This window comes from uncultured Maricaulis sp., from assembly GCF_963976135.1.
In the GTDB taxonomy this organism is placed as follows: Bacteria; Pseudomonadota; Alphaproteobacteria; order Caulobacterales; family Maricaulaceae; genus Maricaulis.
The window spans coordinates 1-24,710 of the sequence record NZ_CAXBKN010000037.1 but is presented as its reverse complement, the minus strand read 5'-3'; the positions used below and the strand labels follow the sequence as shown (position 1 = coordinate 24,710).

Below are 24,710 nucleotides of genomic sequence, written 5' to 3'. Positions count from 1 at the left end.
ACAATGGCGAGGATCTGTTTGGCGCCATGCGAAATGCCGAGCGCGTCAAACACGGCGATCGGTGTCAAAAGCCCGACCAGATGGCCAAAGAAGACCACGAGCACACCGATATGGAACAGGACCGAACCCATCACCAATTGGCGGCGGCGCAGCAATTGGCTTGAGCTGGCCTTCCAGGAATAGGGCTCGCGATCATAGCGAATAATCGAGCCAATCGCGAGGACAGACAGCGCGATATAGGGGTAGATCCCGAACAGGGCGGTGTTGAGATACTCACTCATCTTTGCTCTCCCTGGTGACGCACCGATACCGCCGGCGCGGTCGGCAGTTTCATTTTCTCGAGCATTTTCTCGGCGACATTGCAGCCCGCTTCACCGGGACCGAATGTGACCGGTTCTTCAGCCCAGGCCTTGTCGAGGGCCTCCAGATCGTCGGCCTCCTCATCCTCGGTCTGGATCTCGACCGGGGCGGCCTCGGCATCCATCGTTGCCAGCGTCAGAAGTGAGCGGAAGACGGCGGCATAGATGCTCTTGCGCTTGCGCAACCGGTCTCGAAGCGCTTCGAGCACGTGTGAGGTCTCTCCGAGCAGGGCCTGCGCCTCCGGCAGAGGCTGGGTCGAGAGAAATTCGAGGAACATGGGCAGGAAATCCGGCAATTCCTTCGCATTGATCTCGAGGCCCTGCTCGCCATAGACATTCTGCAGATCGACCATCGCCTGCCCGCGCGCCCGGCTTTCACCATGCACATGCTCGAACAGGTGCAGCGACAATGTCCTTGAGCGGTCGAACAGGCTGACATAGCGCTCCTGCAAATCATAGAGGTCACGGCTGGCCAGCTGGTCGATCAAATGCCCGAGCCGGGTTTGCTGTCCGGTGGACAACAAGCCCTCCTCGGCCAACACAGCCTTGAGCTCCGGCCCGGCACCCTGGATGTCGGCCGTCGGATAGCTCAGCAATGCTGCCATCACCTTGAATGTCTTGGCCATCATGCCTTCTCCATCGGTGTCATGGGTTTATTGGCCTTGCCCTTGCCGAACAGCGAGCCAACGGTGGAACCGTCCGAACAGCCATTGCCGAAGCTGAAGCCGCATTCGCCGCGCAGGTCATAGGCATCCTCGGCCCATTCGCGGTGCGTCGTCGGGATCACGAAACGATCCTCGTAATTGGCGATCGCCATGATCTGATACATGTCCTCGATCAGCTCCTTGGTCAGGCCGACGCGTTGAGGAATGCTCTCGTCGATCACGCCATCGACCGTCTTGGCCCGCATATAGGCGCGCATGGCGAGCATGCGTTCCAGACCGGAGGCAATCGGCGCCTCGTCACCGGCGGTGAGGAGATTGGCGAGATAGCGCAGCGGAATGCGCAGGGAGCGCACGTCCGGCATGCCGTTCTGGATATTGATCGACCCGGCCTCGGCCGCCGCATTGATCGGCGAGAGCGGCGGCACATACCAGACCATCGGCAGGGTGCGGTATTCGGGGTGGAGCGGGAATGCGATCTTCCAGTCGATCGCCATCTTGTAGACCGGTGAGCGCTTGGCCGCTTCCAGCCAGGCTTGTGGCACGCCATCACGGAGTGCCTGGGCCTGGACTTCCGGATCATGGGGGTCGAGGAACATATTCAGCTGGGCCGGATAGAGATCCTTCTCGTCCGGCACAGAAGCGGCCGCCTCGATCTGGTCGGCGTCATAGAGAACGACACCGAGATAGCGAATGCGCCCGACGCAGGTTTCCGAGCAGACGGTTGGCTGACCGGCCTCGATGCGCGGATAGCAGAAAGTACATTTCTCCGACTTGCCGCTCGACCAGTTGAAATAGATCTTCTTGTAGGGACAGCCGGAGACGCACATGCGCCAGCCGCGGCATTTTTCCTGATCGATCAGGACAATGCCGTCCTCCTCGCGCTTGTAGATCGCACCCGATGGACAGGCTGCCGCACAGGCCGGGTTGAGGCAGTGCTCACACAGGCGCGGCAGATACATCATGAAGGTGTTTTCGAACTCGCCATACATCGCTTTCTGGATGCCTTCGAAATTGGCATCCTGGGAGCGTTTGGCGAATTCACCGCCGAGGATTTCCTCCCAGTTGGGACCCCATTCGATCTTCTCCATCCGCTCGCCGGAAATCAGCGAACGCGGCCGTGCTGTCGGGAATGCCTCGCTCTCGCCGGCACGCTGGAGGTGCTGGTAATCGAAGGTGAAGGGCTCGTAGTAATCGTCGATTTCCGGCAGATCCGGATTGGCGAAAATCTTCGCCAGTATCCGCCATTTCGAGCCCATTTTCGGCCGTAGCGAGCCATTGCTGGCGCGGGTCCAGCCGCCATTCCAGCGTTTCTGGTTCTCCCAGTCCTTGGGATAGCCAATGCCGGGCTTGGTCTCGACATTGTTGAACCAGGCGTATTCAACGCCTTCGCGATTGGTCCACACATTCTTGCACGTCACCGAGCAGGTGTGGCAGCCGATGCATTTGTCCAGGTTCAGGACTTTGCCGATTTGCGCACGAATCTTCATTCCGCTGCCTCCATGGCGTCTGCGGCCGGACCTTCGAGCCAGTCGATCTTGGTCATCTTGCGGACAATCACGAACTCGTCGCGATTGGATCCGACAGTGCCGTAATAGTTGAATCCGTAGGATTGCTGGGCATAGCCGCCGATCATGTGGGTCGGTTTCAGTGTTGTCCGCGTGACGGAGTTATGGATACCGCCGCGCTGACCGGTCATTTGCGAACCGGGCACATTCACCGTCTTTTCCTGGGCGTGATACATGAAGAGCGTACCCTCCTTGATCCGCTGCGAAACCACGACCCGGGCCACCAGGGCACCATTGGCGTTATAGGCTTCCACCCAGTCATTATCCTCGAGCCCCGCCTTGGCGGCATCGGTCTCGGACATCCAGACAATCGGGCCGCCGCGTGACAGGGTCAGCATCAGCAGATTGTCGGTATAGGTGGAGTGAATGCCCCATTTCTGGTGCGGCGTGATGAAGTTGAGCACGATTTGCGGCTCACCATTCGACTTGGAATTGATCACCGGCGCCACCGCCTTGGTATCGATTGGAGGCCGGTAGACGCACAGGCCCTCACCGAATGCGAGCATCCATTTATGGTCCTGATAGAGCTGTTGGCGGCCACTCAGCGTGCGCCATGGAATCCGCTCATTGATATTGGTCCAGCCGGCATTGTAGCAGACCTCCTCGCTCTCAATCCCCGACCAGGTCGGTGAGGAAATGATCTTGCGGGGCTGGGCAACGACATCGCGGAAGCGGATCTTCTCGTCTTCCTTTGGCAAGGCCAGGTGCGCATGCTCGCGGCCGGTTGCTTTCGACAGGGCGTTCCACGCCTTGACGGCCACTTCGCCATTGGTTTCCGGCGCCAGCATCATCAGGGTTTCGCAGGCATCGATCGCGGTATCGATCCTGGGCTGGCCCTTGCTGATACCCTCTTCGAGGACGACACCATTGAGCTCTCCGAGCAGGTGGACTTCATGCTCGGTATTCCAGCCGATGCCCTTGCCGCCATTGCCCAGCTTGCCCATCAATGGCCCAAGCGAGGTGAATTGCTTGTGCAGATTGGGATAATCGCGGGTCACGACGGTGATATTCGGCATCGTCTTGCCGGGGATCGCCTCGATCTCGCCCTTGCTCCAGTCCTTGACGTCCAGGCCCTGGGCCATTTCGCCCGGCGTGTCGTGCAGGATCGGTGTCAGGACGACATCGGTTTCCACGCCAAGCTCTTCCGGGGCAATTTCGGAGAACTTCTTCGCCAGCCCCTTGAAGATTTCCCAGTCGCTGCGCGCTTCCCAGGCCGGATCGACGGCTGCGGTCAGCGGGTGGATGAAGGGGTGCATGTCGGAGGTGTTGAGATCGTCCTTCTCATACCAGGTCGCGGTCGGCAGGACGATGTCGGAATAGACACAGGTGGTCGACATGCGGAAGTCGATCGTCACCAGCAGGTCGAGCTTGCCGCGTGGGGCTTCGGCGACCCATTTGACTTCGCTCGGCCGCATCTCCTCAGGGGCTTCCTCGCCCATGACGCCATTATTGCCGCCAACCAGGTGTTTGATGAAATACTCATGCCCCTTGCCGGACGACCCCAGAAGATTGGAGCGCCAGACGAAGAGATTGCGTGGCCAGTTCGCCGGATTGTCCGGGTCGTGGCAGGACATTTCCAGCTCGCCGCTCTTGAGCGATTTGATCACATAATCAGCCGGCTCCAGCCCCTGCGCCTTGGCGCTGGCGGCAATGGAGAGCGGATTGGTCTGGAGCTGTGGCGCCGAGGGCAACCAGCCCATGCGTTCAGCGCGGACATTATAGTCGATCATCGTCCCGTCCCACGAGCCTTCCGGCGCGGTGGGCGAGAGAATCTGGTCAACGCTGAGCGTCTCATAGCGCCACTGATCGGTGTGGGCATACCAGCAGGAGGTCGAGTTCTGGTGGCGCGGCGGACGGTTCCAGTCGAGACCGAAGGCGAGCGGTTGCCAGCCGGTCTGCGGGCGCAGTTTTTCCTGGCCGACATAATGGGCCCAGCCACCGCCGGACTGGCCAATACAGCCGCACATCACCAGGAGATTGATGATCCCCCGGTAATTCATATCCATATTATACCAGTGGTTCAGACCGGCGCCGAGGATGACCATCGACTTGCCCTTGGTCTGCTCGGCATTGCTGGCAAACTCACGCGCCACGGCGATGATGCGATCGCGCGGCACGCCGGTGATCGCCTCGGCCCATGCCGGCGTATAGGGCATCATGTCGTCATAGGAGGTGGCGACGAAATCACCGCCGAGGCCACGATCAAGCCCGTAATTGGCGCAGAACAGGTCGAACACGGTGGCGACCATGGTCTCGCCATCCTTGAGCTTCAGCTTCTTGACCGGGATCTTGTGCACCAGCACATCGGGATGATCGGTGCCGGTAAAGGCATCATGGCCCTTATTGGCGAAATACGGGAAGCCGACATCGACGACATCGTCCTGGTTTTCATCGAGGATGAAAGTTGTTTCCAGGTCGATCTCTTCGCCCTGACTGTCCTTCTGCTCGATATTCCACTTGCCGGACTGGCCCCAGCGGAAACCGATCGAACCGAGCGGGGTGACGATCTTGCCGCTCTTGCGGTCCCAGGCGACGGTCTTCCAGTCGGGATTATTGTCCTCGCCGAGATCATCGCTGAAGTCAGAGGCCCGCAGCAAGCGGCCGGCGACATAACGGTCGCCCTGTTTCTCAAGCCGGACCAGATTGGGGAAGTCGGAGTTTTCGCGCACATAGGTGTCGAAATACTTCGCCTGGCGATCGAGATGGTATTCGCGCAGCACAACATGGCCGAAGGCCATGGCCAGCGCGGCATCAGTGCCCTGTTTCGGGTTGAGCCAGACATCGCCGAATTTGGAGGCTTCCGAATAATCCGGGCAGATCACGGCACTCTTGGCACCGCGATAGCGGGCCTCGGTGTAGAAGTGGGCGTCCGGTGTGCGGGTCTGCGGCACATTCGAGCCCCAGATCAGCAGATAGCCGGCATTGAACCAGTCAGCGGATTCGGGAACATCCGTCTGCTCTCCCCAGGTCATCGGGCTGGCCGGCGGCAGGTCGCAATACCAGTCATAGAAGGACATGCAGACGCCGCCCAGCAGCGACAGATAGCGCGAGCCGGCGGCATAGGAGACCATCGACATGGCCGGGATTGGCGAGAAGCCGAACACCCGGTCGGGGCCATAGGTCTTGGCGGTATAGGCATTGGCGGCGGCGATGATTTCGGAGACTTCATCCCAGTCGCCGCGCACCAGCCCGCCGGCACCGCGCTTGGACACATAGGACTGGCGCACCGCATCATCCTGCTGGATGGAGCGCCAGGCCGCGATCGGTGCCAGCGTCTTGCGCGCCGCGCGCCAGGCCTTGAGCAGGCGCGAACGGATCAGCGGATACTTCACCCGGTTGGCCGAGTACATGTACCAGGAATAGCTGGCGCCACGGGCGCAGCCGCGAGGCTCGTGATTGGGCAGGTCAGGGCGTGTTCTCGGATAGTCTGTCTGCTGCGTCTCCCAGGTCACCAGGCCGCCCTTGACGTAGATCTTCCAGCTGCATGAGCCGGTGCAGTTCACGCCATGAGTGGAGCGCACGACCTTGTCGTGTTGCCAGCGCTTTCTGTAGGAATCCTCCCAGCCCCGACCTTCGGTCGTGGTGATGCCATGCCCGTCGGAAAAACTCTCCGATGGCCGCGTGAAAAAAGTAAGACGGTCGAGAAAATGGCTCATCAGGGCCTCCTATGGGTTTTTCACGTAAGCGCCGGGGCGCAGATAGAACCACCAGTTGAGAACAATACAGACACCGTAGAAGACGGCGAAGCCGTAGAGGGCAATTTCCGGCGTGGTGGCGCGGATCTGTTCGCCCAGCACTTGCGGAATGATAAAGGCGCCATAGGCGGCAATCGCCGAGGCCCAGCCGAGAACCGGTCCGGTCTGTTCGCGATCAAAGACGACCGCGATGGTGCGGAAGGTCGAGCCATTGCCGATACCCGTGGCCGCAAACAGGATCAGGAAGAGGATCAGAAACGGGATGAAAAACTCCTCCGGCGTCTCCGAGCCATAGGCGAGCTTCATGCACAGGGCGACGCCGATGGCCGCGACAACCATCACGACAGAGACGATCTGGGTCACCAGGGCGCCGCCGAGCTTGTCAGCGATCATCCCGCCAACCGGCCGGATCAGGGCGCCAATGAAGGGGCCCGTCCAGGCAAACATCAGAGCGCTGGGCCCGTCGGCATTGACTGTGGTGTGGGTCATCACCCCGTCGACCATGATGTGCTGGAAACCGAAGATAACCTTGATCGCCAGGCCAAAAGCGGCGCTGAAGCCGATGAAAGAGCCGAAGGTCATCGTATAGATCACCGTCATCGCCCAGGTGTGCTTGTTGTTGAAGATCTTGTACTGGCGCTCGAGGCTGTCGTGGATCGGCCCGGGGATGAGTTTCAGCGCAAACACCGTCGCCGCGACCACGCCCGGCAGGACCAGCCATTTCGACACATTCCAGCCTGAACCGCCGGCATTTTCCGGCAGCATCAGCCACAGGCCCGCCGCCGCCATCACCAGGCCGATTGCCAGCATGCCGATGATCTTGGCGAAGGCTGCGATCGGGGAACCGATATTCGGCGACACGTATTCATCGCGGATATTATTCATGCCCACCCAGGTCGCGATCACGACCGGAATGAGGATCGCCACCCAGATGAAACCGGCATTGTGCAGGAAGGTCTCGGTCCCGGCCGGGATCCGGCCGATCAGGGTTCCGGAGGTGTTCTGCAACACCAGCGAAGTGCCGCCGAACATGCCGACCGTCATCACCAGCGGGATCAGGATCTGCATCGTGGTGACACCGAAATTGCCGAGTCCGGCATTCATGCCCAGGGAATAGCCCTGGACCTTTTTCGGGAAGAAGAAACTGATATTCGACATCGAGCTGGCGAAATTGCCGCCGCCAAATCCGGACAGCAGCGCCATCAGCTGGAACTGCCAGAGGGGAGCATCGGGGTTCTGCAGGATAACGGCAGTACCAGCCGAGGGGATCAGCAGGAGTGCAGTTGTCAGAAAGATGGTGTTACGACCACCTGCCAGACGGATGAAGAAGGTCGATGGAATTCTCAGGGTCGCGCCGGACAGGCCCGCGATCGCCGTCAGGGTGAACAGCTCGGCCTGGGTGAAACCATAGTCCAGATTGATCATCTGGACCGTGATGATGCCCCAGTAGAGCCAGACGGCGAAGCCGCACAACAGGGCCGGTATCGAGATCCACAGATTGCGGGCGGCGATGACCTTGCCAGTCGCTTCCCATTGCGCGGGGTCTTCCGGATTCCAGTTCTTCAGGTCCTTGCCCATAAGGGGCTCCTTGATTGGTCTTGTGATTGGTACCGGACTTCACCGCCTGTTTTCCCGGGGAGAGAAATGGGCGCGGCGAAGTCCGGCCCCGTCTCAGCGCTGGGCCGAGGCGGGAATGGGAGTATCCGGCAGGTCGGAGAGGGATGTCTCGTCGGCCAGGGTCGGAAATTTGCGATGCTCCTGCCGGCGGATCGCGACGTGCATCCAGATCAGCGAGACGGCGACCAGCACGAACATCAGCATGAAACAGCTGGTCCAGATGCCGGTCAAGTCATTGACGATGCCGAAGGAGATCGGGAGAACGAAACCGCCCAGTCCGCCGATCATGCCGACCAGCCCGCCCACGCCGCCCACATGGTGCGGGTAATAGACGGGGATGTGTTTGTAGACGGCGGCCTTGCCGAGCGACATCACAAAGCCGAGCGCGATCGTCAAAGTCGCGAAAACCGGCACGCTCGTCACCAGGCTAAACGCGATCGGACCCTGAATGCCATCAACGACATAATGGGTTGGCGGATAGCTCAGGATGAAGAGGCAGATGAGCGAGACGATAAAGGTGAGATACATCACCGCGCGGGCGCCGAACTTGTCTGACATCCAGCCGCCCAGCGCCCGGAAGACCGAACCGGGCAGCGAATAGGCCGCGGCCAGCATGCCGGCGGTCTGGAGCTCGAGCCCATAGGCACCGACATAATAGCGCGGCAGCCAGGAGGCGAGCGCGACGAAAGCACCGAAGACGAAGAAATAATAGGTGGCGAAACGCCAGACCCGCGGGTCGCGCAGGGGTTCCAGCTGCATCAGGGCCGAAGCGGGCTTTGCACCGGTCTTGCGCCGCTCCACCAGGGCTGGGTCATCCTTGGCGAAAACCCAGAACAGAATTGCCAGGGCCGTCAGCACGGCGGCATAGATCAGCGCTGTTTGTTGCCAGCCAAAGGCGACCACCAGGAAGGGCGCGCCGAAATTGGTCACCGCCGCGCCAACATTGCCGGCACCAAAAATGCCGAGCGCCGTGCCCTGGTTCTTGGCCTCATACCAACGAGACACATAGGCGACACCAATGATGAAGGAGCCGCCGGCCAGCCCGACACCGAGGGCTGCAAGCAGGAAGAGCGGGTAGGTGTTGGCCTGCGACAACAAGACGGTCGCGAGGGCCGTGGTCAGCATCTGGATCGGGAAGATCAGCCGGCCACCATATTGCTCGGTCAGAATGCCGAGAAAGACCCGGCTGATCGAACCGGTCAGCACCGGCGTGGCAACCAGCAGTCCAAACTCGGTCTCGGACAGGCCGAGCTCCTGTTTGATGCTGATGCCGATAATCGAGAATATCGTCCAGACCGCGAAGCAGGCGGTAAAGGCGATCGTCGTCATGCCTAATGCCTGATTTTGCTGGCCGCGCGTTACACCTTCAAGCGAATTCATGTCTCTGCCCCATCTCACCCAGCCCGGGTGGTTGTTCTGCAGGACCATCAATATGGGGGCCAGGGCCTCACCACAACCGGGCAGCGCGCCGCGCGTCAGAACGCCGCAACTAATTGAAATAAAATAGCAAAAATGCACATCAAACCAAATATTCTTTGGGGGCTGGCTTGCTGAAATCGTGGAGGTGAGTTGATGTTTGTCAAAGAAACATTATAGGATTTGGGGACGTCGCTCCGGAGCCTCCATGAGAACACAAGATTGCGAATCAGTGCGTGAACTGTCCCTGTTCAAGGACATGGATGCTGAGGTCTTCGACCGCCTGATCAGCGCCGCCTATCTGCAGCGCTTCCCCGCACAGATCGAACTGATCACAGAGGGCGAGTCGGCCGATTTTCTCTATATTGTCGTCGCGGGCTGCGTTGAGCTTTTCTCAACCGCCAATGGCCGTGAGACGACCATGGCCCTGGTGCGCCCGGTCTCGACCTTCATTCTGGCTGCGACCATCAAGGACGCCCCCTATCTGATGTCCGGCCGCACGATTGAGGCCAGCCAAATCCTCCTGGTGCCATCGGACGACGTCCGCCGGGCCTTCGCGGAAGACGACAAGTTCGCGCGCGCCATCGTCACCGAACTGGCGAGCTGCTACCGCGCTGTCGTCAAGTCGATGAAAAATCTCAAACTGCGCACATCGGTCGAACGCGTCGCCAATTATATCCTGCGGATGCAATTGCGCGCGGGCGGCGCCAATGTGCTGGACTTGCAGATTGGCAAACGCCACCTCGCCTCCATGCTGGGCATGACCCCGGAGAACCTGTCGCGAGCCTTCGGCGCCCTGCAGGCCCATGGCGTCACGGTAGAGGGCCGCCAGATCACAATTGATGACGCAGAGCGGCTCGCCCGCTACGCCAAACCATCGCCGCTCATCGATGACCCGAGCTGCTGATATCGGCCGGCTTGCCGGCTTGATCCTCGCCGGCGGCCAATCGAGCCGGATGGGCCGGGACAAGGCCTTGCTGGAATGGCAGGGCGAAACCCTGCTGTCGCGCGCACGGGCCCTGCTGCGCAGCGCCGGAGTCGACCGGGTCTATGTCGGTGGCCGCACGGATCAACCAGACGGTCTGCCCGACAACCAGCCCCATGCCGGTCCGGCACGCGCCATACTTGATGCGGCCAGCCTGTTGCATGGCCGGTGCGACCACATGCTGGTCATCCCGGTTGATATGCCGCTTCTGGGCCCGGAATTGCTCACCCCCCTGCTTGACGCCAATCCGGGCAAGGCGCGGAGCTGGCAGGATCACCCACTGCCGGCGCTGATCCCGGTCGCGGCCTGCCGCGCCCTGAACAGCGACGATATCCACTCCATCAAGCGGCTGCTCGCCCGGCTGGATGCCGAAACCCTCGCCGTCGCGCCAGTTCGGGCCGGCCACGCAGACCCGTTCAGCAACATCAATACGCCGGATGCGCTCGCCATGCTGGACCGCATTAGCCGCTAACCGTCCCGGCCGGCTTCGCACCGAACAGCATCGGCGCGTAGGCGATACAGAAGAGCAGGAATGCACCGCTCCACAGAGTCGCACCCGCGGCCAGAAGGAGCACGTCATTTTCGTGCAGCGCGGCACAGACACGGATAATCGCCCCGAGATGGGCCAGGGCATAGATCAGCGTGGTGACAGAGTCAGCCTTTCGGGCCCGCCCGGTATGGCCCAGGCTCGCGCGCGTCATCACGGCCAGCGTCATCGTTCCGATCAGGCCTGCCGCCATCGCATGCAGGCCGGCCGAGGCGGGAATTGCGGCGGGCCAGACAAGCCCCGCTCCGATCAGGCCGACCGCAATCGGGAGCCAGGCATAGCCGGCATGCAACGACCAGACGAGCGGCTCGGCAAGGGTCGCCTGCCCTTTCCACCGTGCCAGCCGGCCCAATTGCGTCAATGCGGCCAGGACAAGCAGCCCTCCCGTGACCAGATGGACCGGCGCGATTACCCAGGTGAGCAGGGCGACAAACAACACACCAATCGAGATCTTGTCATAGGTTTTCATCGGCCCCGGCATGCTCGCTGTATGGCGGCTGGCCATCGAGGCGAACCAGTTGCGGGTGAAGCTTGGAACGATGCGCCCCCCAATCAGAGCGATCAGCAGGGCCGCGACCGCAAAAGTCGCGCGGATCGCGGCGAGATAGTATTCCGGGGCGTGAAACAGCAGATGAGACAGGGCGAACAGGGTGAGCAGCACGACAACGGGCAGATTGCGCCAGTTCTTTCCGGCCATGACTTCCCGCAGGGCGACCGCCGCGAGGACGAAAAGAAACGCGATCTCGACCAGACCGCCGATCATCCCGTCAAAGGCCAACGCCGCAATCCGCCCTGCAGCCCACAGGCCGAAGAGCGCCGCCAGCCCCTTGCCGGCGACAGGCGCCCGCCCGGTCCAGTTCGGAATCGCGGTCAAAGCAAAACCGCAGACAATTGCGGCGAGATAGCCATAGAGCATCTCATGGGCGTGGCCGGTCAGCCCCAGCGATGTCACAGGACCGGAGCCACCGCCGGCAAATTCCCAGACCCACAGTGGAACCAGGGCAGCGGCCCAGCATGCACCGGCAAGGAAGAAGGGGCGGAAGGCGTTTTGCAGCACAGGCGGGGCGGCGCGCCGTTGCGCGCCCCGGTCGGCGGTTCGGTCCATTGTCGTGTCTCTGATCCAGGTTGACTTGATATTTCTCAAGTCTAATGGAAACCGCCACAATGCCGATGAGACGCATTGTCACGCACAAAGCGCCGGCGCGTCAGAGCCAGACATCCTTCGATTGGCGGGTTGAGGCGAAGATCACGCGGTTTGGTCGGAGCCGGTTTCACCTGCCCCGGTACGGCGGACATCACCGACATCGAGAATGGGCGCCGCATCCACATCTTCCGCGCTCATCAATTCCGCGACCCGCTGGAGCGATGCGATCAGCATCTGCTGTTCCCAATCGGCGAGCTCGCCGAAGGACTTCAGGAACCCCGATTGCAGCGCGGGCGGGGCATCGGCCAGGCTTTGCCGGCCAGCTTCATTGATATCGATATGAACGCTGCGGCGGTCTGTCTGGCTTCGCTGACGGGAGATCAGGCCGCGTTGCTCGAGCCGGTCGAGGATTACGGTCACGGTCGGCTGGCTGAGCGAAACCTCGCGTGCGATGACGCCGGGCGTCACCGGCCCTTTCTGGGCCAGCGTCTGCAACACGATCCGCTGCGATGAGGTCAGCCCGCTGGCTTTCATCAGCTTTTTCGAATGAAGATCAACGGCCCGGACGATCCGGCGTACAGCGATCAGCACATCGTCCTGCCTGCTCATCCGGTGTCTCCATCACCCGCCGCCAGGCCTTAAACCTAGCGGCCTTTTTCGCGCTCGCAACAGGTCATTTTTATCGTTAGAGATCGAATTTTCTGACCCCCGCAAATGGTGCAAGCCGGCCCGGAATCTTCGCCGAAATCCGTCGCCAAAATGCAACGTTGCCGCTAACCAATGGAAATATGCTGCGAAATTGTGACGAAAACACCCAAGGCGCGACGGCTCTCCGCTCCGGTCATTTGTTAGACGTCTATATAGATATGGCTATTTCGTGACAGATCGACTAAACAGCCGAAATCAGAAAATTCACGAGGTAACTAAGAGCCATGCTCAAAAAGCGCGCGCTTACGACGACCATTTTGTCATCCGCCCTGCTGGCGTCCGTTGCGACCGGCATTGCCGCGGCGCAGGTGGAAACCATCACGGTGACCGCGACAAAGCGGGAAGCCAGCACCCAGTCGATTCCGATCGCAGTCAACGCCATGGGCGAAAGCACGCTCGAAGAATTGCGCGTCAATGTCTTCACCGACTACCTGCAGCAGCTCCCGGGCGTCACCGCTGGCGGCTCCGGCCCTGGACAGAACACGATCTACATCCGCGGCCTCGCTTCGACGACACCTAACCTGACAACAGCCGGCGTCGCCGGCCTCGCTCCGAATGTGGCCTTCTATCTTGATGAGCAGCCACTGGGCCAGCCCGGCCGCAATCTCGATGTCTACGCAGCCGACATCAATCGCGTCGAAGTCCTGCCCGGACCACAAGGCACGCTCTACGGTGCCAGCTCGCAGGCCGGCACGGTTCGCATGATCACCAACGCCCCGGTCATTGGCGAGTTTGAGGCGTCCGCAAGCTTTGGGACCTCCTTCACCGAGAACGGTGACATGAGCAGCAATGTCGAAGCCGTCATCAACCTGCCGGTCTCTGAGAATTTCGCCCTCCGCGGCGTGGTCTATTACGACAGCCAGGGTGGCTATATCGACAATGTCGCCGGCACGCGCTCGGCGCGTGAGAGCGCGCGTTTCCGCACCGCCGGTACGGTCCGCTCCAACGGTGTTCCGGTCAGCGCCAACCGTGCCGGTTTCCAGGCCGGAGCCGATCTGACGGGCGTCACCTTTATCGATGCGGACAATGCCGCGCTGGTCGAGGAAGATTTCAATGACACCACCTATCAGGGCTTCCGCATCAGCGGCCTGTGGGACATCAGCTCCGATTTCAGCCTGCGCGTAACGCATACGCGCCAGGATCTGGACAGCGATGGCGTCTTCTTCGCGGACCCGACGCTCGGCGATCTGGAAATCCAGCGCTATGAACAGGATGAAATGGAAGATGCCTTCCACAATACGTCCTGGACGCTGGAAGGCCGCCTTGGCATGCTCGATGCGGTTTACACCGGTGCCTATACCGACCGTGAAACCAATCAGCGCGTCGACTATTCCGACTATCTCTTCGTCGGTCAGTATCTGCCGTATTACATCTGTGACGGTTCGGTTTCCTATCCCGGCGGCGCGCCATCGGGCACATGCCAGGCACCAAACCTGTTCGTGGACTCCACAACCGACACCACGGTCTTTACGCAAGAGCTCCGCTTCAACACGCCGGAAGACCGCCGCTTCCGCGCGACATTCGGCGGCTTCTACAGCGAGCTGGAACTGGCCGAGCGCAATGACTTCACCTATCCCGGTTCGGTCAATGCCGTACTGTTCGGCCAGACCGGCTTCTCACCCAATTATCCCTTCACAACCGGCTATACATCCGATCCGGGCCCATTCCCGGCGGGTGTCATTTTCCGCAATGATGTGCTGCGAACGGATGTTCAGTCGGGCGTGTTCGGTGAAGCCAGCTTCGATCTGAACGACCAGTTCTCGATCACCGTGGGAACCCGCTATTACGACATTGAGGTCGATCTCGAGGGCAGCGCAAACGCCTCCTTCTGCAATGGCTTCCAGCCGGACGCCAATGCATACGGGACGGATATTTCCGACCTGTATAATGGCGATGGCGCGGTGACGTTCCGCGGCTCATGCAACACGGCGGATCACATCACCTATACCGATCCGAATACGGCCGGCATTCCGGCATCAGCGGCCGCGGCCCTCGCCGCTCCCGATGCGGCGCGCACGGATGGCTTCATCTTCAAGGCGACCGGTCAATGGACTCCGCGCGATGGCATGCTGTTCTACGCCACCTATTCCGAGGGCTTCCGCCCCGGCCTGCTCAATCGTCCAGGCGGCGCTGCCGGCCCGGGCGGGTACACCGTGCCGTTTGCTCTCGAGAGCGACGAGGTGACCAATTACGAATTGGGCTGGAAGCTCGACCTGGCGGACAACCAGTTGCGCTTCAACGGTAATGTCTTCTTCGTCGATATCGAAAACCTGCAGACCACGATTTTCGACCCCTCCATCGTCAATCTCTTCTTCTCGGACAATGCGGCCAATGCCGAAATCCGCGGCTTTGAAGGCGATGTCACCTGGGCACCGATGGATATGCCGGGTCTGACAGTCACCGGCGCATTCTCCATGCTCGACACCGAGATCACGGAAGTCCTCACCCCAACCGATGATGTTCTGGTCGGTTCGGAACTGGCCTTTGCTCCGGGTTTCCAGGGCAATATCCGGGCGCGTTACGAATGGGAGCTGGACAATGGTCTGACGGCACACGTCATGCCACAGCTGATCTATTCCGGCGATTCCGTCAGTGATGTCATCGAGATCAACAAGATCGATCTTGATGCCTACACCATGGCCAGCTTCTCGACCGGCCTGACCAGCGATGGCTGGAGCATTGAGGCCTTCGTCAACAATCTGACCGACGAGCGCGCCCAATTGAGCAATAACTTCGTCTATGACCGGGAGCGGGTCACGATCGCCCGTCCGCGGACATGGGGCATGCGGGTTCGAGTCCAGTACTGACCCCGCCCTTGGCTAGGCAGACCTAATACCTAGACTGGGCGTCCCGTGATCTTGCGGGGCGCCCAGTTGTATCTACGGATATCAATTTGCCCGACGAAACCGAAACTCCATCCGATCTGCTGCAAACCGCACAGGCCCGCATGTATGCGGGCGAGTTTCACGAGGCCGTCGCCCTGCTGGACGACGCCATCAAATCCGACCCGGACGCCGTTGAGGCGCGTTATATGCGCGCCGTTTGCCATCGCTATCTGAAAGACGTTCCGGCCGCCGCTGCCGATCTCTCTGCCCTCAAGCAGATGTCGCCGGATTTTGGCCGCGCCTATCAGGAAGAGGGCCATCTGCACCGCGATAGCGGCAATGCCGAGCGCGCGCTGCTGGCCTATCAGCGCGCCTGCCAGTTCAACCCCGCCCTGCTGGCCAGCTGGAAAGCCCAGGCCGCCGCCTTGCGATCACTCGGACGCGCCGTCGAGGCCGACCAGGTTGAGGCCCAGGCCCGGCGGCTGGAGAATTTGCCCAAGGACCTCGTATCCGTCACCCATCTTCTTTACGAAGGCAAACTGCTCAAGGCCGAGCAACTCTGCCGCGCCTACATGCAGAAAAACCCGCACAATATTGAAGGCATGCGCCTGCTGGCAGAAATCGGGAAACGGTTCGGCGTGCTCGAAGACGCTGACTTCCTGCTCGAGACCGCGCTCGAACTCGACCCGGACAATATCCAGCTCAGGCTGGATTTCATTGATGTGCTGCGCAAGCGACAGAAGTTCGAGGCCGCCCTGGCGCAGGCAAAGGCGTTGCATGAACGCGAACCGGACAATCCGCTATTCCAGTCCCATCTGGCGATTGAATCGATGCAGACGGGTGATTTCGACCAAGCGCTTGTATTGTTTGAAACGATCCTTCAAGCCTTGCCGGAAGACCCCGCGACATTGACCTCCCGCGGCCACGCGCTGAAGACGCTGGGTCGACAGGATGAGGCAATCGCGTCCTACCAGTCGGCGGCGAGGGTCCGGCCGAACCAAGGCGATGCCTGGTATGCGCTTGCCAATCTCAAGACCTACCGTTTTTCCGATGATGAACTGGCCAGATTGCGCTCGCAGGAAAATGCTCCTGATCTGGGCTTCCAGGATCGGATCTATCTGTGTTTTGCCCTTGGAAAGGCGCTCGAAGACCGCAAGGACTATGCTGCTGCATTCGAGTATTATGAGCGCGGCAATGACCTCAAGCGCGCCCAGACCCGCTATAAGTCGGATCAGATGGAAGAAGAGCTGGAGGCCCAGGCCAGCATCTGCACACCGGAATTATTCGACAAACAGGCCGGCAAGGGCTGCCCGGCACCCGACCCGGTCTTCATTGTCGGCTTGCCGCGGGCCGGCTCGACCTTGATCGAACAAATCCTCGCCTCGCACAGCCAGGTCGATGGCACGCTCGAACTGCCCAATATTCTCGCCCTTTCGCACCGTTTGCGTGGCCGCAATCGGGTCAGCGACCGGACTTTCTATCCAAGGGTCCTGCATGATCTCGATGCCGGCAAGCTGCGCGCGCTCGGGGAGGACTATCTCGAGAATACGCGCATCCACCGTCAGGGCGCGCCCTTCTTCACCGACAAGATGCCGAATAATTTCCGGCATATCGGCCTGATCAAACTGATCCTGCCGAATGCGAAAATTATCGATGCCCGGCGCGGTGCGATGGCGTGCTGTTTCTCCGGCTTCAAGCAATTATTCGCCGAGGGCCAGGAATTCACTTACGGGCTCGAGGAGATCGGCCGCTATTACAGGGCCTATGTCCGTTTGATGGACCATTGGGACGCGGTCCTGCCTGGCCAGATCCTGCGAGTGCATCACGAAGATGTCGTCGAGGATGTCGAGACCCAGGTCCGGCGGATACTGGATTTCTGCGGCCTGCCCTTTGAGCAGGCCTGCCTTGATTTTCACCATACCAAACGCGCCGTGCGCACGGCTTCTTCCGAGCAAGTGCGCCAGCCGATTTACAAGCAGGGCGTCGCCCAATGGCGCCATTTCGAGCCCTGGCTGGAGCCGTTGAAATCGGCTCTGGGAACTGAACTCGCCGAAGTCTGAGGAGACAGGATGCCCCGGAGATTTTACAGAACGTCGCACAAGGCCGGCGAAGACAATGTCGAAGTGCTGGGCCTGGACGTTCACAATCCGGTCTTCTTCATCGCAGCCGTGCTGGTCATCACCTTCATCGCGCTGACGCTGGCATTTCCGCAATCGGCATCGAGCGTCCTGCTCGCATCGCGAGCCTGGGTACTGGCGACATTCGACTGGCTGTTTGTGTCGATCGTGAACATTGTTTTCCTGTTCGCCCTCTTCGTCATGGTCTCGCCGCTCGGCCGCTTGCGCATCGGTGGCCGCGAGGCGCGACCGGAATTCTCGACCCCGTCCTGGCTCGCCATGCTGTTCTCGGCCGGGATCGGGATCGGCCTGATGTTCTGGGGGGCGGCCGAGCCGCTGGCCTATTACACAGACTGGTTCGGCACGCCGCTCGGGGTCGAGCCTGAAACTCCGGCCGCGCACGATCTGGCACTGAGCGCGACCATGTTTCATTGGGGCCTGAATGCCTGGTCGATCTATGCGGTGATGGGGCTGGCACTGGCCTATTTCGCCTTCTCCAAGGGCTTGCCGCTCACAGTGCGCTCGGCCTTCTACCCACTGCTCGGCGACCGGATCTGGGGCTGGCCCGGACATATCATCGACCTGCTCGCGGTGATCGCGACCCTGTTCGGCCTGGCCACTTCCCTCGGGCTCGGCGCGCAACAGATTTCCAGTGGCCTGGACTATCTGTTCGGGTTCGAAGCCGGGATCGGTCTGCAGGTCGGCATCATCGCCTTCATTACACTGATCGCGACCATCTCGGTGGTGCGCGGCCTCGATGGCGGCGTGAAGGTCTTGTCCAACATCAATATGGCGATGGCGGCACTCTTCATGCTGTTTGTCTTTGCCGTCGGCCCGACCCTGCTCATCCTCGGCGGTTTCTGGGACAATACCGTCAATTATATCCGTGACTTCATCCCGCTTTCAAACTGGATCGGGCGCGACGATACGGAATGGTTCCATGGCTGGACGGTTTTCTACTGGGCCTGGTGGATCTCCTGGTCGCCCTTTGTCGGCATGTTCATTGCCCGCATCTCGAAGGGCCGCACTGTGCGGCAATTCCTGTTCTGCGTGATCTTCGTCCCGCTCCTCGTCACCATCGCCTGGTTTTCGACCTTTGGCGAAATCGCGTTACTGCAGGCGGAGACCGGCGTCGGCCAGCTGGCCAATGGGATCGACGAGGTCTCGCTGGTCCTGTTCCAGATGCTCGAGAACCTGCCCCTCGACCAGATCGCATCGATGATGGCGGTTATTCTCGTCCTGATCTTCTTTGTCACATCCTCCGACTCGGGCTCGCTGGTGGTGGACAGCATCACCGCTGGCGGCAAACTGCACGCCCCCGTCCCTCAGCGCATTTTCTGGGCCTGTATCGAGGGGCTGATTGCCATTGTCCTGCTGTATGGCGGCGGGGCGCAGGCGCTCACCGCCCTGCAAGCCGGCACGATCGCCGTCGGCCTGCCCTTCACGATCGTCCTGCTGGTCTGCTGTGTCAGCCTCTGGAAAGGCCTGTCGGCGGATTCGCGGGCCTTGCGTACGGTCGAGCGTGCAGAAGCGGCCAGCATGGCGAGCCCGCCCTGAAGCAGGCGTCGGCTGATCGAGACGCTAACCAGCCGAGGCCGAGCCGCTTTGCCCGGGCGATAGAGGAAGCGCGTCAGCGGTGTCACCGAGAGGCGCGATTAGCTTGTGCCACCAGTGTTCAAAGGTCAGCCGTTCAAACCAGTCCCGGCGCCAGTCCGCCCCGCGCTGGAATTTCCCGGCGAGCGCGGCGCGCCAGTTTTCCAGTTTCTCCGGTGTGATCATGTCGGCGTGCCAATCCTCGACAATCACGACTGGAAGACCCTCATAGGCGGCCGCGGTGGGTGAGCTTCGAATGATCGGGATCGCGCCATGCAACAAGGCGAGCCACGCTTTGGGAGACGGGTCGAGACCGCCGCCCTCGACGCAAAGGACGAAGGCATGGCCCAAGAGCAGGCTCATGAAGGCCGGCTCATCGACTTCATCATCGGGGATGGTTGTCCAATCCGCCCAAGCCCTGGAAGCGATCTCGCTGACCTGACGGCGTGGCTCCCATTGCGGTCCGTCGCGATGCCGGTGGGCGCAGAGCACCGAAAGCGGCCGCTGGTCGAGCGGCTGAAAATTGATCGGCTGCGCCATGGGGGACTGGCCGCCGGTCGGCAATAGACCCAACGGCATCGGGCCGAGTTTCGGATGCGTGGCATCGTCAAGATTTTCCGTCCACCAGGCCAACAGCATGGGATGTGCGAGGATTTCGGCGATAGCGGCTTGGACGGGCGGAGGATAGGGGTCCCAGCGGTGGTCGGTCTGATGCGGGGTCGTCACATCCTCCGAACCGGAAAGAAGGATGAACGGCGCCGTGATCCGCGGCAGGACCTCGCTGGCGAAATAGGCGAAGGCGGACTTTGAATTGCGCAATGACAAGAACACTGTCCGCGGCGAAACGGGGGCGTCGGGGTTCACCCGCAAGCCGGTGCGTGGATCGGTAAAATCGCTCAACACAACCCAGTCACACCGCGCCGCCACGCCCGTCAGACGGTATGCGTCCACGCCATGACGATTGGGAAACAGGCGTGTCGACCAGACTTCAAACGGCTCATCCAAGCGCGCGCTCCTGCAGCTGGGCATACAGCGCGGCGATCTCGGCGGGCAGTGTCTGGGTATCGTCGGTGCCCTGCGGCAAGGCCGCGTCGAAGAATTCGGGCGCCTGCGACGGTGTCAGTCCGAGCGCCCGGATCAGAGCATCGATCCGCATCGCCATTTCGCCGGGCCGGGTCGAAAATTCGACCAGCGGACAGGCGCGCGTGCTGGCCCAGTGCAGCAGGCGTTCATTATAGGCGTGCCAGAGATACAGCCCCTTCATCAGCGAAAAACCATTACGCCGCTGCAGCGAGTGGGCGACGGCCAGCGGATCGCGGAAAATACCGGCCAGGTCCAGATCCGGCTTGACCTCGAGCCACCCCTCCAGCGTCATCAGCGTGCGCGGGTCCTTGAAGGCCCAGGGTTCGAATTTCTCACGCGATTCCAGGAAGAGGTCGCGCACGGCGGTGTGCATCCGGCCCCATTCCAGGGTGCGGGGCGGATTATCCCAGCTGCCGCCATTGGCCTGAAGCAGGTTTTCCTGCATGAACAAGACCGAGGCCGGCTCCTGCAATCCCTTGCGATTTTGTGGGATGGAATGACCGAGGACCTGTCCCAGATAGACGCCGGCTTCGGCCAGTGAGCCGGTCAGGGCGCTGGTACCACTGCGGTGCATGCCGAGCACGGCAATCGCGCGCGCCGGCCCTGTAGACGCGGGCGCGGGCGCCAAGGGCACGGCCACTGGTGCTGCCTGGCCTGTCTGATCCGTCATGCTCTTTCCCCTTCATTCGGCACGCCAGCCAGACCCGCTGCAGCCTGCCCTGTTTGCATTCCGGTCCGTGTGTAGCCGACCGGACTGGCAAATCAAGATGGCGCCGGACTACTCGATCGGAAAGTCATAAAGGCTGGACATGGCGAGCACGAGCGAGACCACGACCAGGCCGATAATGCCCGCGAGAAAGGCGACGGCGAGTGGTTCGGCCAGCGCTGTCAGGCGTTTGGACAGATTGCGCGCCCGGGCGTCGCCGGTTTCGGCGACGAAGAGCAGCATGCCCGGCAGATCGCCGGAAATGCGGCCCGTGCGGACAAGATTGATGGTCATGGTGTCGATATCGGTGTGGGCGCGCAGCGCCTGCTCGAACATCGCACCGGCACGCACGGCGCGGCGGACCTCGGCGAGGCCGGCCTTGCGGCGCGGCGAGCGCACGCCGCGTTCAGCCAGGGCGAGCGCATCGATCAGCCCGGCACCGGCGGTCAGCGCCGTACCGGTGACCCGCGCCCAGCGCGCGGTATCGGCGGCCGAGAGAAATCCGCCCAGCACCGGCATGCCAAAGGCCAGCGCCGTCAATTGAGTGCGGGTGCCCGGCGCGGAGAGCAGGCGGTTGATGATCACCAGCAAGACCACCAGACCGAAGAAAAGCGGGATCACATTGGAACCGGCAAATTCGCCGACCGTCAGGACGATGCGCGAGATCGCCGGAATATCACCGCGTGATTCAGCGAGCAGGGCGGAGAAGCGGGGTACGACGACGATGAAGATGAAGAATACGGCGGCGGTGCCGGCGATCGCCAGGAAGGCCGGATAGGCCAGTGCATTGCGGATCTCGGCGCCCGCGGCGAGATCGGCCTCCATCTGGGTGGAAATCTCGGTCAGGCGCTCGGGCAGCGAACCGGTCGCCTCACCGAGCTCGACCAGGCGTGGTGCATAATCGGGCAGATCAGGCATGCGCCGGGTCAGGGCTGCGGACAGGCGCGAGCCGCCGCGCAGGTCGGCGCGCACCAGCCGTGTCTGTTCGGCAATCTCGCGGCAGGGCTCGTCTTCGATCAGGCTGTCGAAACAGGACAGGAGCGGCGCCCCGGCGCGCGCCAGCATGGAGAGCTGGCGCAGGAAGCGCGAGCGGTCTTCCGGGCGGGCCTTGCGGCGCTCATAGCGGCGTGCCACCGCATCGGCTGTCAGTTCGAAAGGGGTGACCCGGCGGGCGGCCAGCTGGCTGACGGCATCGGCCTCATTGGCGGCGCTGATCCGCCCCTCAACCTCGCCGCCATCGGCGCGGAAGCCCTTATAGCGGAAGCTGATACTCACGCGCTGCTCTCATCGGGTGCGACGCCGTCCGCGCCCGCAGCGAGGACGCGCAGGACTTCGGAGACCGAGGTCAGGCCGCTGCGCGCCTTGAGCATGGCGTCTTCAAACAGGGTCAGGAATTCGCCCTCGCGGGCCGCCGCTTCCAGCTCGCGGGCCGGCGCGGCGCGGGCCACGGCCTCACGCAGGGCACCATCGACGCAGACGGCCTCGAAGGCGGCGATGCGGCCATTATAGCCGGTATCGCGGCATTTCGGACAGCCGGCCGGCACGCGCCAGTCGGCCGGATCAGCGAGGAGTTCGGCCGGATAGCGGGCACCACCGCTGCGGGCCTGGTCCATCAAGGCCTCGGCGGCGCGCAGATCACTGCTGCCGGCGGGACGGGCGCAGTGATTGCACAGACGGCGCAATAGCCGCTGGGCGACGAGGCCGCGCAGGGAGGCCGATATCAGGAAGGGTTCGACGCCAAGATCATGCAGGCGCTCGACCGCCGCGAGGGCGGAATTGGTGTGCAGGGTCGAGAAGACCAGATGGCCCGTCAGGGCGGCCTGCACGCCGATGCGGGCGGTTTCGCCATCGCGGATTTCACCGATCATGATGATGTCGGGATCCTGGCGCAATATGGCGCGCAGGGCGCGGGCGAAGGAATAGCCGATATCACTGCGGGCCTGGACCTGGGTGACGCCGGCCATGTCATATTCGACCGGGTCCTCGATGGTGATGATCTTGCGCTCGCCATCATTGATCTGCTCGAGGGCGCGATAGAGCGTTGTCGACTTGCCCGAGCCGGTCGGACCGGTCACCAGGACGACACCATTGGGTTCGCGGATCATGCGGTCGAAGGCCTTGCGCGCCGGGCCCTGCAGGCCGAGGCCTTCCAGGGTGGGCAATTCCTGGCGTTTGCGCAGCAGGCGCAGAACCAGGGATTCGCCCCAGGCACCGGGCAGGCTGGAGACGCGCAGATCGACATCCTCACCGGCAAAGCGGATCGACTGGCGGCCATCCTGTGGCAGGCGGCGCTCGGCGATATCCATGCCGGAGATCAGCTTGATGCGCGAGGCGGCGGCGTCATAACGGCTGCGCGGCTGGGTCTGGACACGGCTGAGCACGCCATCAATGCGCAGGCGGACGACGAATTCATGCTCGAAGGGCTCGACATGGATATCACTGGCGCCGACCCGCATCGCATCCTCGAACAGGGCGTTGACGAAATCGATCACCGGCGCTTCCTCGGCCATTTCGCGCAGGCGTTCGGCATCGGTCAGGGCTTCGCCGGCGGTGCGGGCGGAGACGTCGTGCAGGCGGGCCAGGGCACCATCGAGCGCGCGATTGGAGACCAGAACGCGGCGTAGCGGACCGCCAAAGCGCGCCTCGATGCGCTCGCCGAGGGCCGGGTCGAGCGGATTGCGGGCCGCCAGGATCAATGTCGTACCGGGCTGGTCGAGCGCGCTGGCGCCGTCCTCGGCGGTGCTGGCGGTCTGGGCATGGCCGGCCGGGGCCGCGGCGTCGGGTGCGAACCAGATCGCGGCCTCCTTGGCGGCGAGCCAGCGCAGTGGCAGGCCAAGGGCGGCGGGCGCGCGGGACAGGGTGACATCATCGCCGGGCAGGTCGGCGGCATCGAGGACATCAAGCTCAAGCTGGGCCGAGAGCGCGGCGAGCAGGCGTTCTTCGGCCAGGGCGCCGAGGCGCAGCAGGGCCTGGCCGATCAGCGTGCCGGTCTCGCGTTGATAGGCAAGGGCTTCGGCAATGTCCTCTGCCGAGACAATACCGTCCTCAAGCAGGATTTCGCCAATGCAGCGCTGATCCATGATTGCCCTGTCCCACCCGCTGCGCACGCCGCAGCGCACTCGTTTTCTCTGAAAAATCATAGGCGATCAAGGCGGCCACCGCAAAAGCGGCGCGCAGGGGATTGCGCCGACAGCGCAAGCCGCAAAAGAAAAGGGGCGACCCGAAGGCCGCCCCTTTCCCCGAGTGACGAATAAATCCGTCAGATCAGATTGGTATCAGACTAGTTGTCCGATTCCAGACCTGGGGTCGCAACAAACGAACCAGGCGAACGGTTCACCATTTGGCGGTGGATCGGTGCAGCATTCGCAGCACCAGCCAACAATGCGTTCTCATCATGCTGAACTTCAACGTCGGTGATGTTGGCATTGCCGGTTTCACCGGAGACCGCACCCAGAGCACGCGAGTTGAAAACAACCGTCGAGCCCAAGACCTGGAAGCCGAGGTCAGCGGTGTCTGGCAGCAGGGTGACAGTTTGAGCCGACACGCCATTACCAGCAGCCGTTGTCACGCGGACTTCGTTGACGGCAGCAGCTTCTGCATCGCTGGCGAACTGAGCGCGGAAATTGCTTTCCGTGCCGCCCGTACCGAAACGGACCCAGGCGAAGTTGGCAGCTGCAAGGGAGTT

Annotated in this window: 18 protein-coding genes; 5 read left to right on the top strand and 13 right to left on the bottom strand. The window is 61.9% G+C overall.

What is annotated here, in order from left to right; all coding sequences use genetic code 11:
* The 6 genes from narI to AAC023_RS06890 all read right to left on the bottom strand — a co-directional run.
* Positions 1–281 (bottom strand): respiratory nitrate reductase subunit gamma (narI, locus tag AAC023_RS06915; protein ID WP_339739514.1); only part of this gene is annotated, 281 nt, incomplete at its 3' end.
* A complete protein-coding gene (gene narJ, locus AAC023_RS06910) occupies positions 278–988 on the bottom strand; it encodes a nitrate reductase molybdenum cofactor assembly chaperone (RefSeq protein WP_339739512.1) in 711 nt (236 codons plus the stop codon). The genes narI and narJ, both read right to left, overlap by 4 nt.
* Positions 985–2,511, bottom strand: coding sequence for a nitrate reductase subunit beta (gene narH / locus AAC023_RS06905; RefSeq protein WP_339739510.1), 1,527 nt, complete (start codon positions 2,509–2,511; stop codon positions 985–987). The genes narJ and narH overlap by 4 nt, the downstream gene beginning before the upstream one ends.
* Complete coding sequence (locus AAC023_RS06900; protein ID WP_339739508.1) at positions 2,508–6,245, bottom strand: nitrate reductase subunit alpha; 3,738 nt, start codon at positions 6,243–6,245, stop codon at positions 2,508–2,510. The genes narH and AAC023_RS06900 overlap by 4 nt, the downstream gene beginning before the upstream one ends.
* Before the next feature lie 9 nt (positions 6,246–6,254).
* A complete protein-coding gene (locus AAC023_RS06895) occupies positions 6,255–7,862 on the bottom strand; it encodes an antiporter (RefSeq protein ID WP_339739506.1) in 1,608 nt (535 codons plus the stop codon).
* Between the two features lie 93 nt (positions 7,863–7,955).
* Entirely contained in the window at positions 7,956–9,230 is a 1,275-nt protein-coding gene (locus tag AAC023_RS06890) for a nitrate/nitrite transporter (protein ID WP_339739504.1), read from the bottom strand.
* Between the two features lie 295 nt (positions 9,231–9,525).
* Between AAC023_RS06890 and AAC023_RS06885 the strand changes: the two genes are divergently transcribed.
* Both AAC023_RS06885 and AAC023_RS06880 read left to right on the top strand, forming a co-directional pair.
* Positions 9,526–10,224 (top strand): helix-turn-helix domain-containing protein, encoded by a 699-nt coding sequence (locus AAC023_RS06885; RefSeq protein WP_339739502.1) that lies wholly within the window; start codon positions 9,526–9,528, stop codon positions 10,222–10,224.
* Positions 10,208–10,774, top strand: coding sequence for a molybdenum cofactor guanylyltransferase (locus tag AAC023_RS06880; protein WP_339739500.1), 567 nt, complete (start codon positions 10,208–10,210; stop codon positions 10,772–10,774). Before AAC023_RS06885 ends, AAC023_RS06880 begins: the two co-directional genes overlap by 17 nt.
* On the opposite strand, the gene AAC023_RS06875 is transcribed toward AAC023_RS06880, so the two are convergent.
* Together AAC023_RS06875 and AAC023_RS06870 are read right to left on the bottom strand one after the other, a co-directional pair.
* Positions 10,764–11,954 (bottom strand): NnrS family protein, encoded by a 1,191-nt coding sequence (locus tag AAC023_RS06875; RefSeq protein ID WP_339739498.1) that lies wholly within the window; start codon positions 11,952–11,954, stop codon positions 10,764–10,766. The two genes, AAC023_RS06880 and AAC023_RS06875, sit on opposite strands and share 11 nt — an antisense overlap.
* Before the next feature lie 141 nt (positions 11,955–12,095).
* Positions 12,096–12,602 (bottom strand): MarR family transcriptional regulator, encoded by a 507-nt coding sequence (locus AAC023_RS06870; RefSeq protein WP_339739496.1) that lies wholly within the window; start codon positions 12,600–12,602, stop codon positions 12,096–12,098.
* Between the two features lie 323 nt (positions 12,603–12,925).
* On the opposite strand from AAC023_RS06870, the gene AAC023_RS06865 reads away from it, so the two are divergent.
* From AAC023_RS06865 to AAC023_RS06855, 3 genes are all read left to right on the top strand, one after another.
* On the top strand, positions 12,926–15,508 hold the full coding sequence (locus AAC023_RS06865) for a TonB-dependent receptor (protein WP_339739494.1): 2,583 nt from the start codon (positions 12,926–12,928) through the stop codon (positions 15,506–15,508).
* Between the two features lie 86 nt (positions 15,509–15,594).
* The gene (locus AAC023_RS06860) at positions 15,595–17,586 is read left to right on the top strand and encodes a sulfotransferase (protein WP_339739492.1); all 1,992 of its coding nucleotides are present in this window, start codon (positions 15,595–15,597) and stop codon (positions 17,584–17,586) included.
* A gap of 9 nt (positions 17,587–17,595) precedes the next feature.
* The gene (locus tag AAC023_RS06855) at positions 17,596–19,200 is read left to right on the top strand and encodes a BCCT family transporter (RefSeq protein WP_339739490.1); all 1,605 of its coding nucleotides are present in this window, start codon (positions 17,596–17,598) and stop codon (positions 19,198–19,200) included.
* Positions 19,201–19,224: 24 nt separating this feature from the next.
* Here AAC023_RS06855 and AAC023_RS06850 read toward each other — a convergent pair whose 3' ends face one another.
* The 5 genes from AAC023_RS06850 to AAC023_RS06830 all read right to left on the bottom strand — a co-directional run.
* Positions 19,225–20,241, bottom strand: a complete 1,017-nt coding sequence (locus tag AAC023_RS06850) for a hypothetical protein (protein ID WP_339739488.1) — start codon at positions 20,239–20,241, stop codon at positions 19,225–19,227.
* Positions 20,234–20,989, bottom strand: coding sequence for a hypothetical protein (locus AAC023_RS06845; protein WP_339739486.1), 756 nt, complete (start codon positions 20,987–20,989; stop codon positions 20,234–20,236). The genes AAC023_RS06850 and AAC023_RS06845 overlap by 8 nt, the downstream gene beginning before the upstream one ends.
* 108 nt (positions 20,990–21,097) lie before the next feature.
* The gene (locus AAC023_RS06840) at positions 21,098–22,300 is read right to left on the bottom strand and encodes a type II secretion system F family protein (RefSeq protein WP_339739484.1); all 1,203 of its coding nucleotides are present in this window, start codon (positions 22,298–22,300) and stop codon (positions 21,098–21,100) included.
* Positions 22,297–24,105, bottom strand: coding sequence for an ATPase, T2SS/T4P/T4SS family (locus tag AAC023_RS06835; protein WP_339739482.1), 1,809 nt, complete (start codon positions 24,103–24,105; stop codon positions 22,297–22,299). The genes AAC023_RS06840 and AAC023_RS06835 overlap by 4 nt, the downstream gene beginning before the upstream one ends.
* 200 nt (positions 24,106–24,305) lie before the next feature.
* Positions 24,306–24,710: hypothetical protein (locus tag AAC023_RS06830; RefSeq protein ID WP_339739480.1), on the bottom strand; the 405-nt coding region annotated here is incomplete at its 5' end.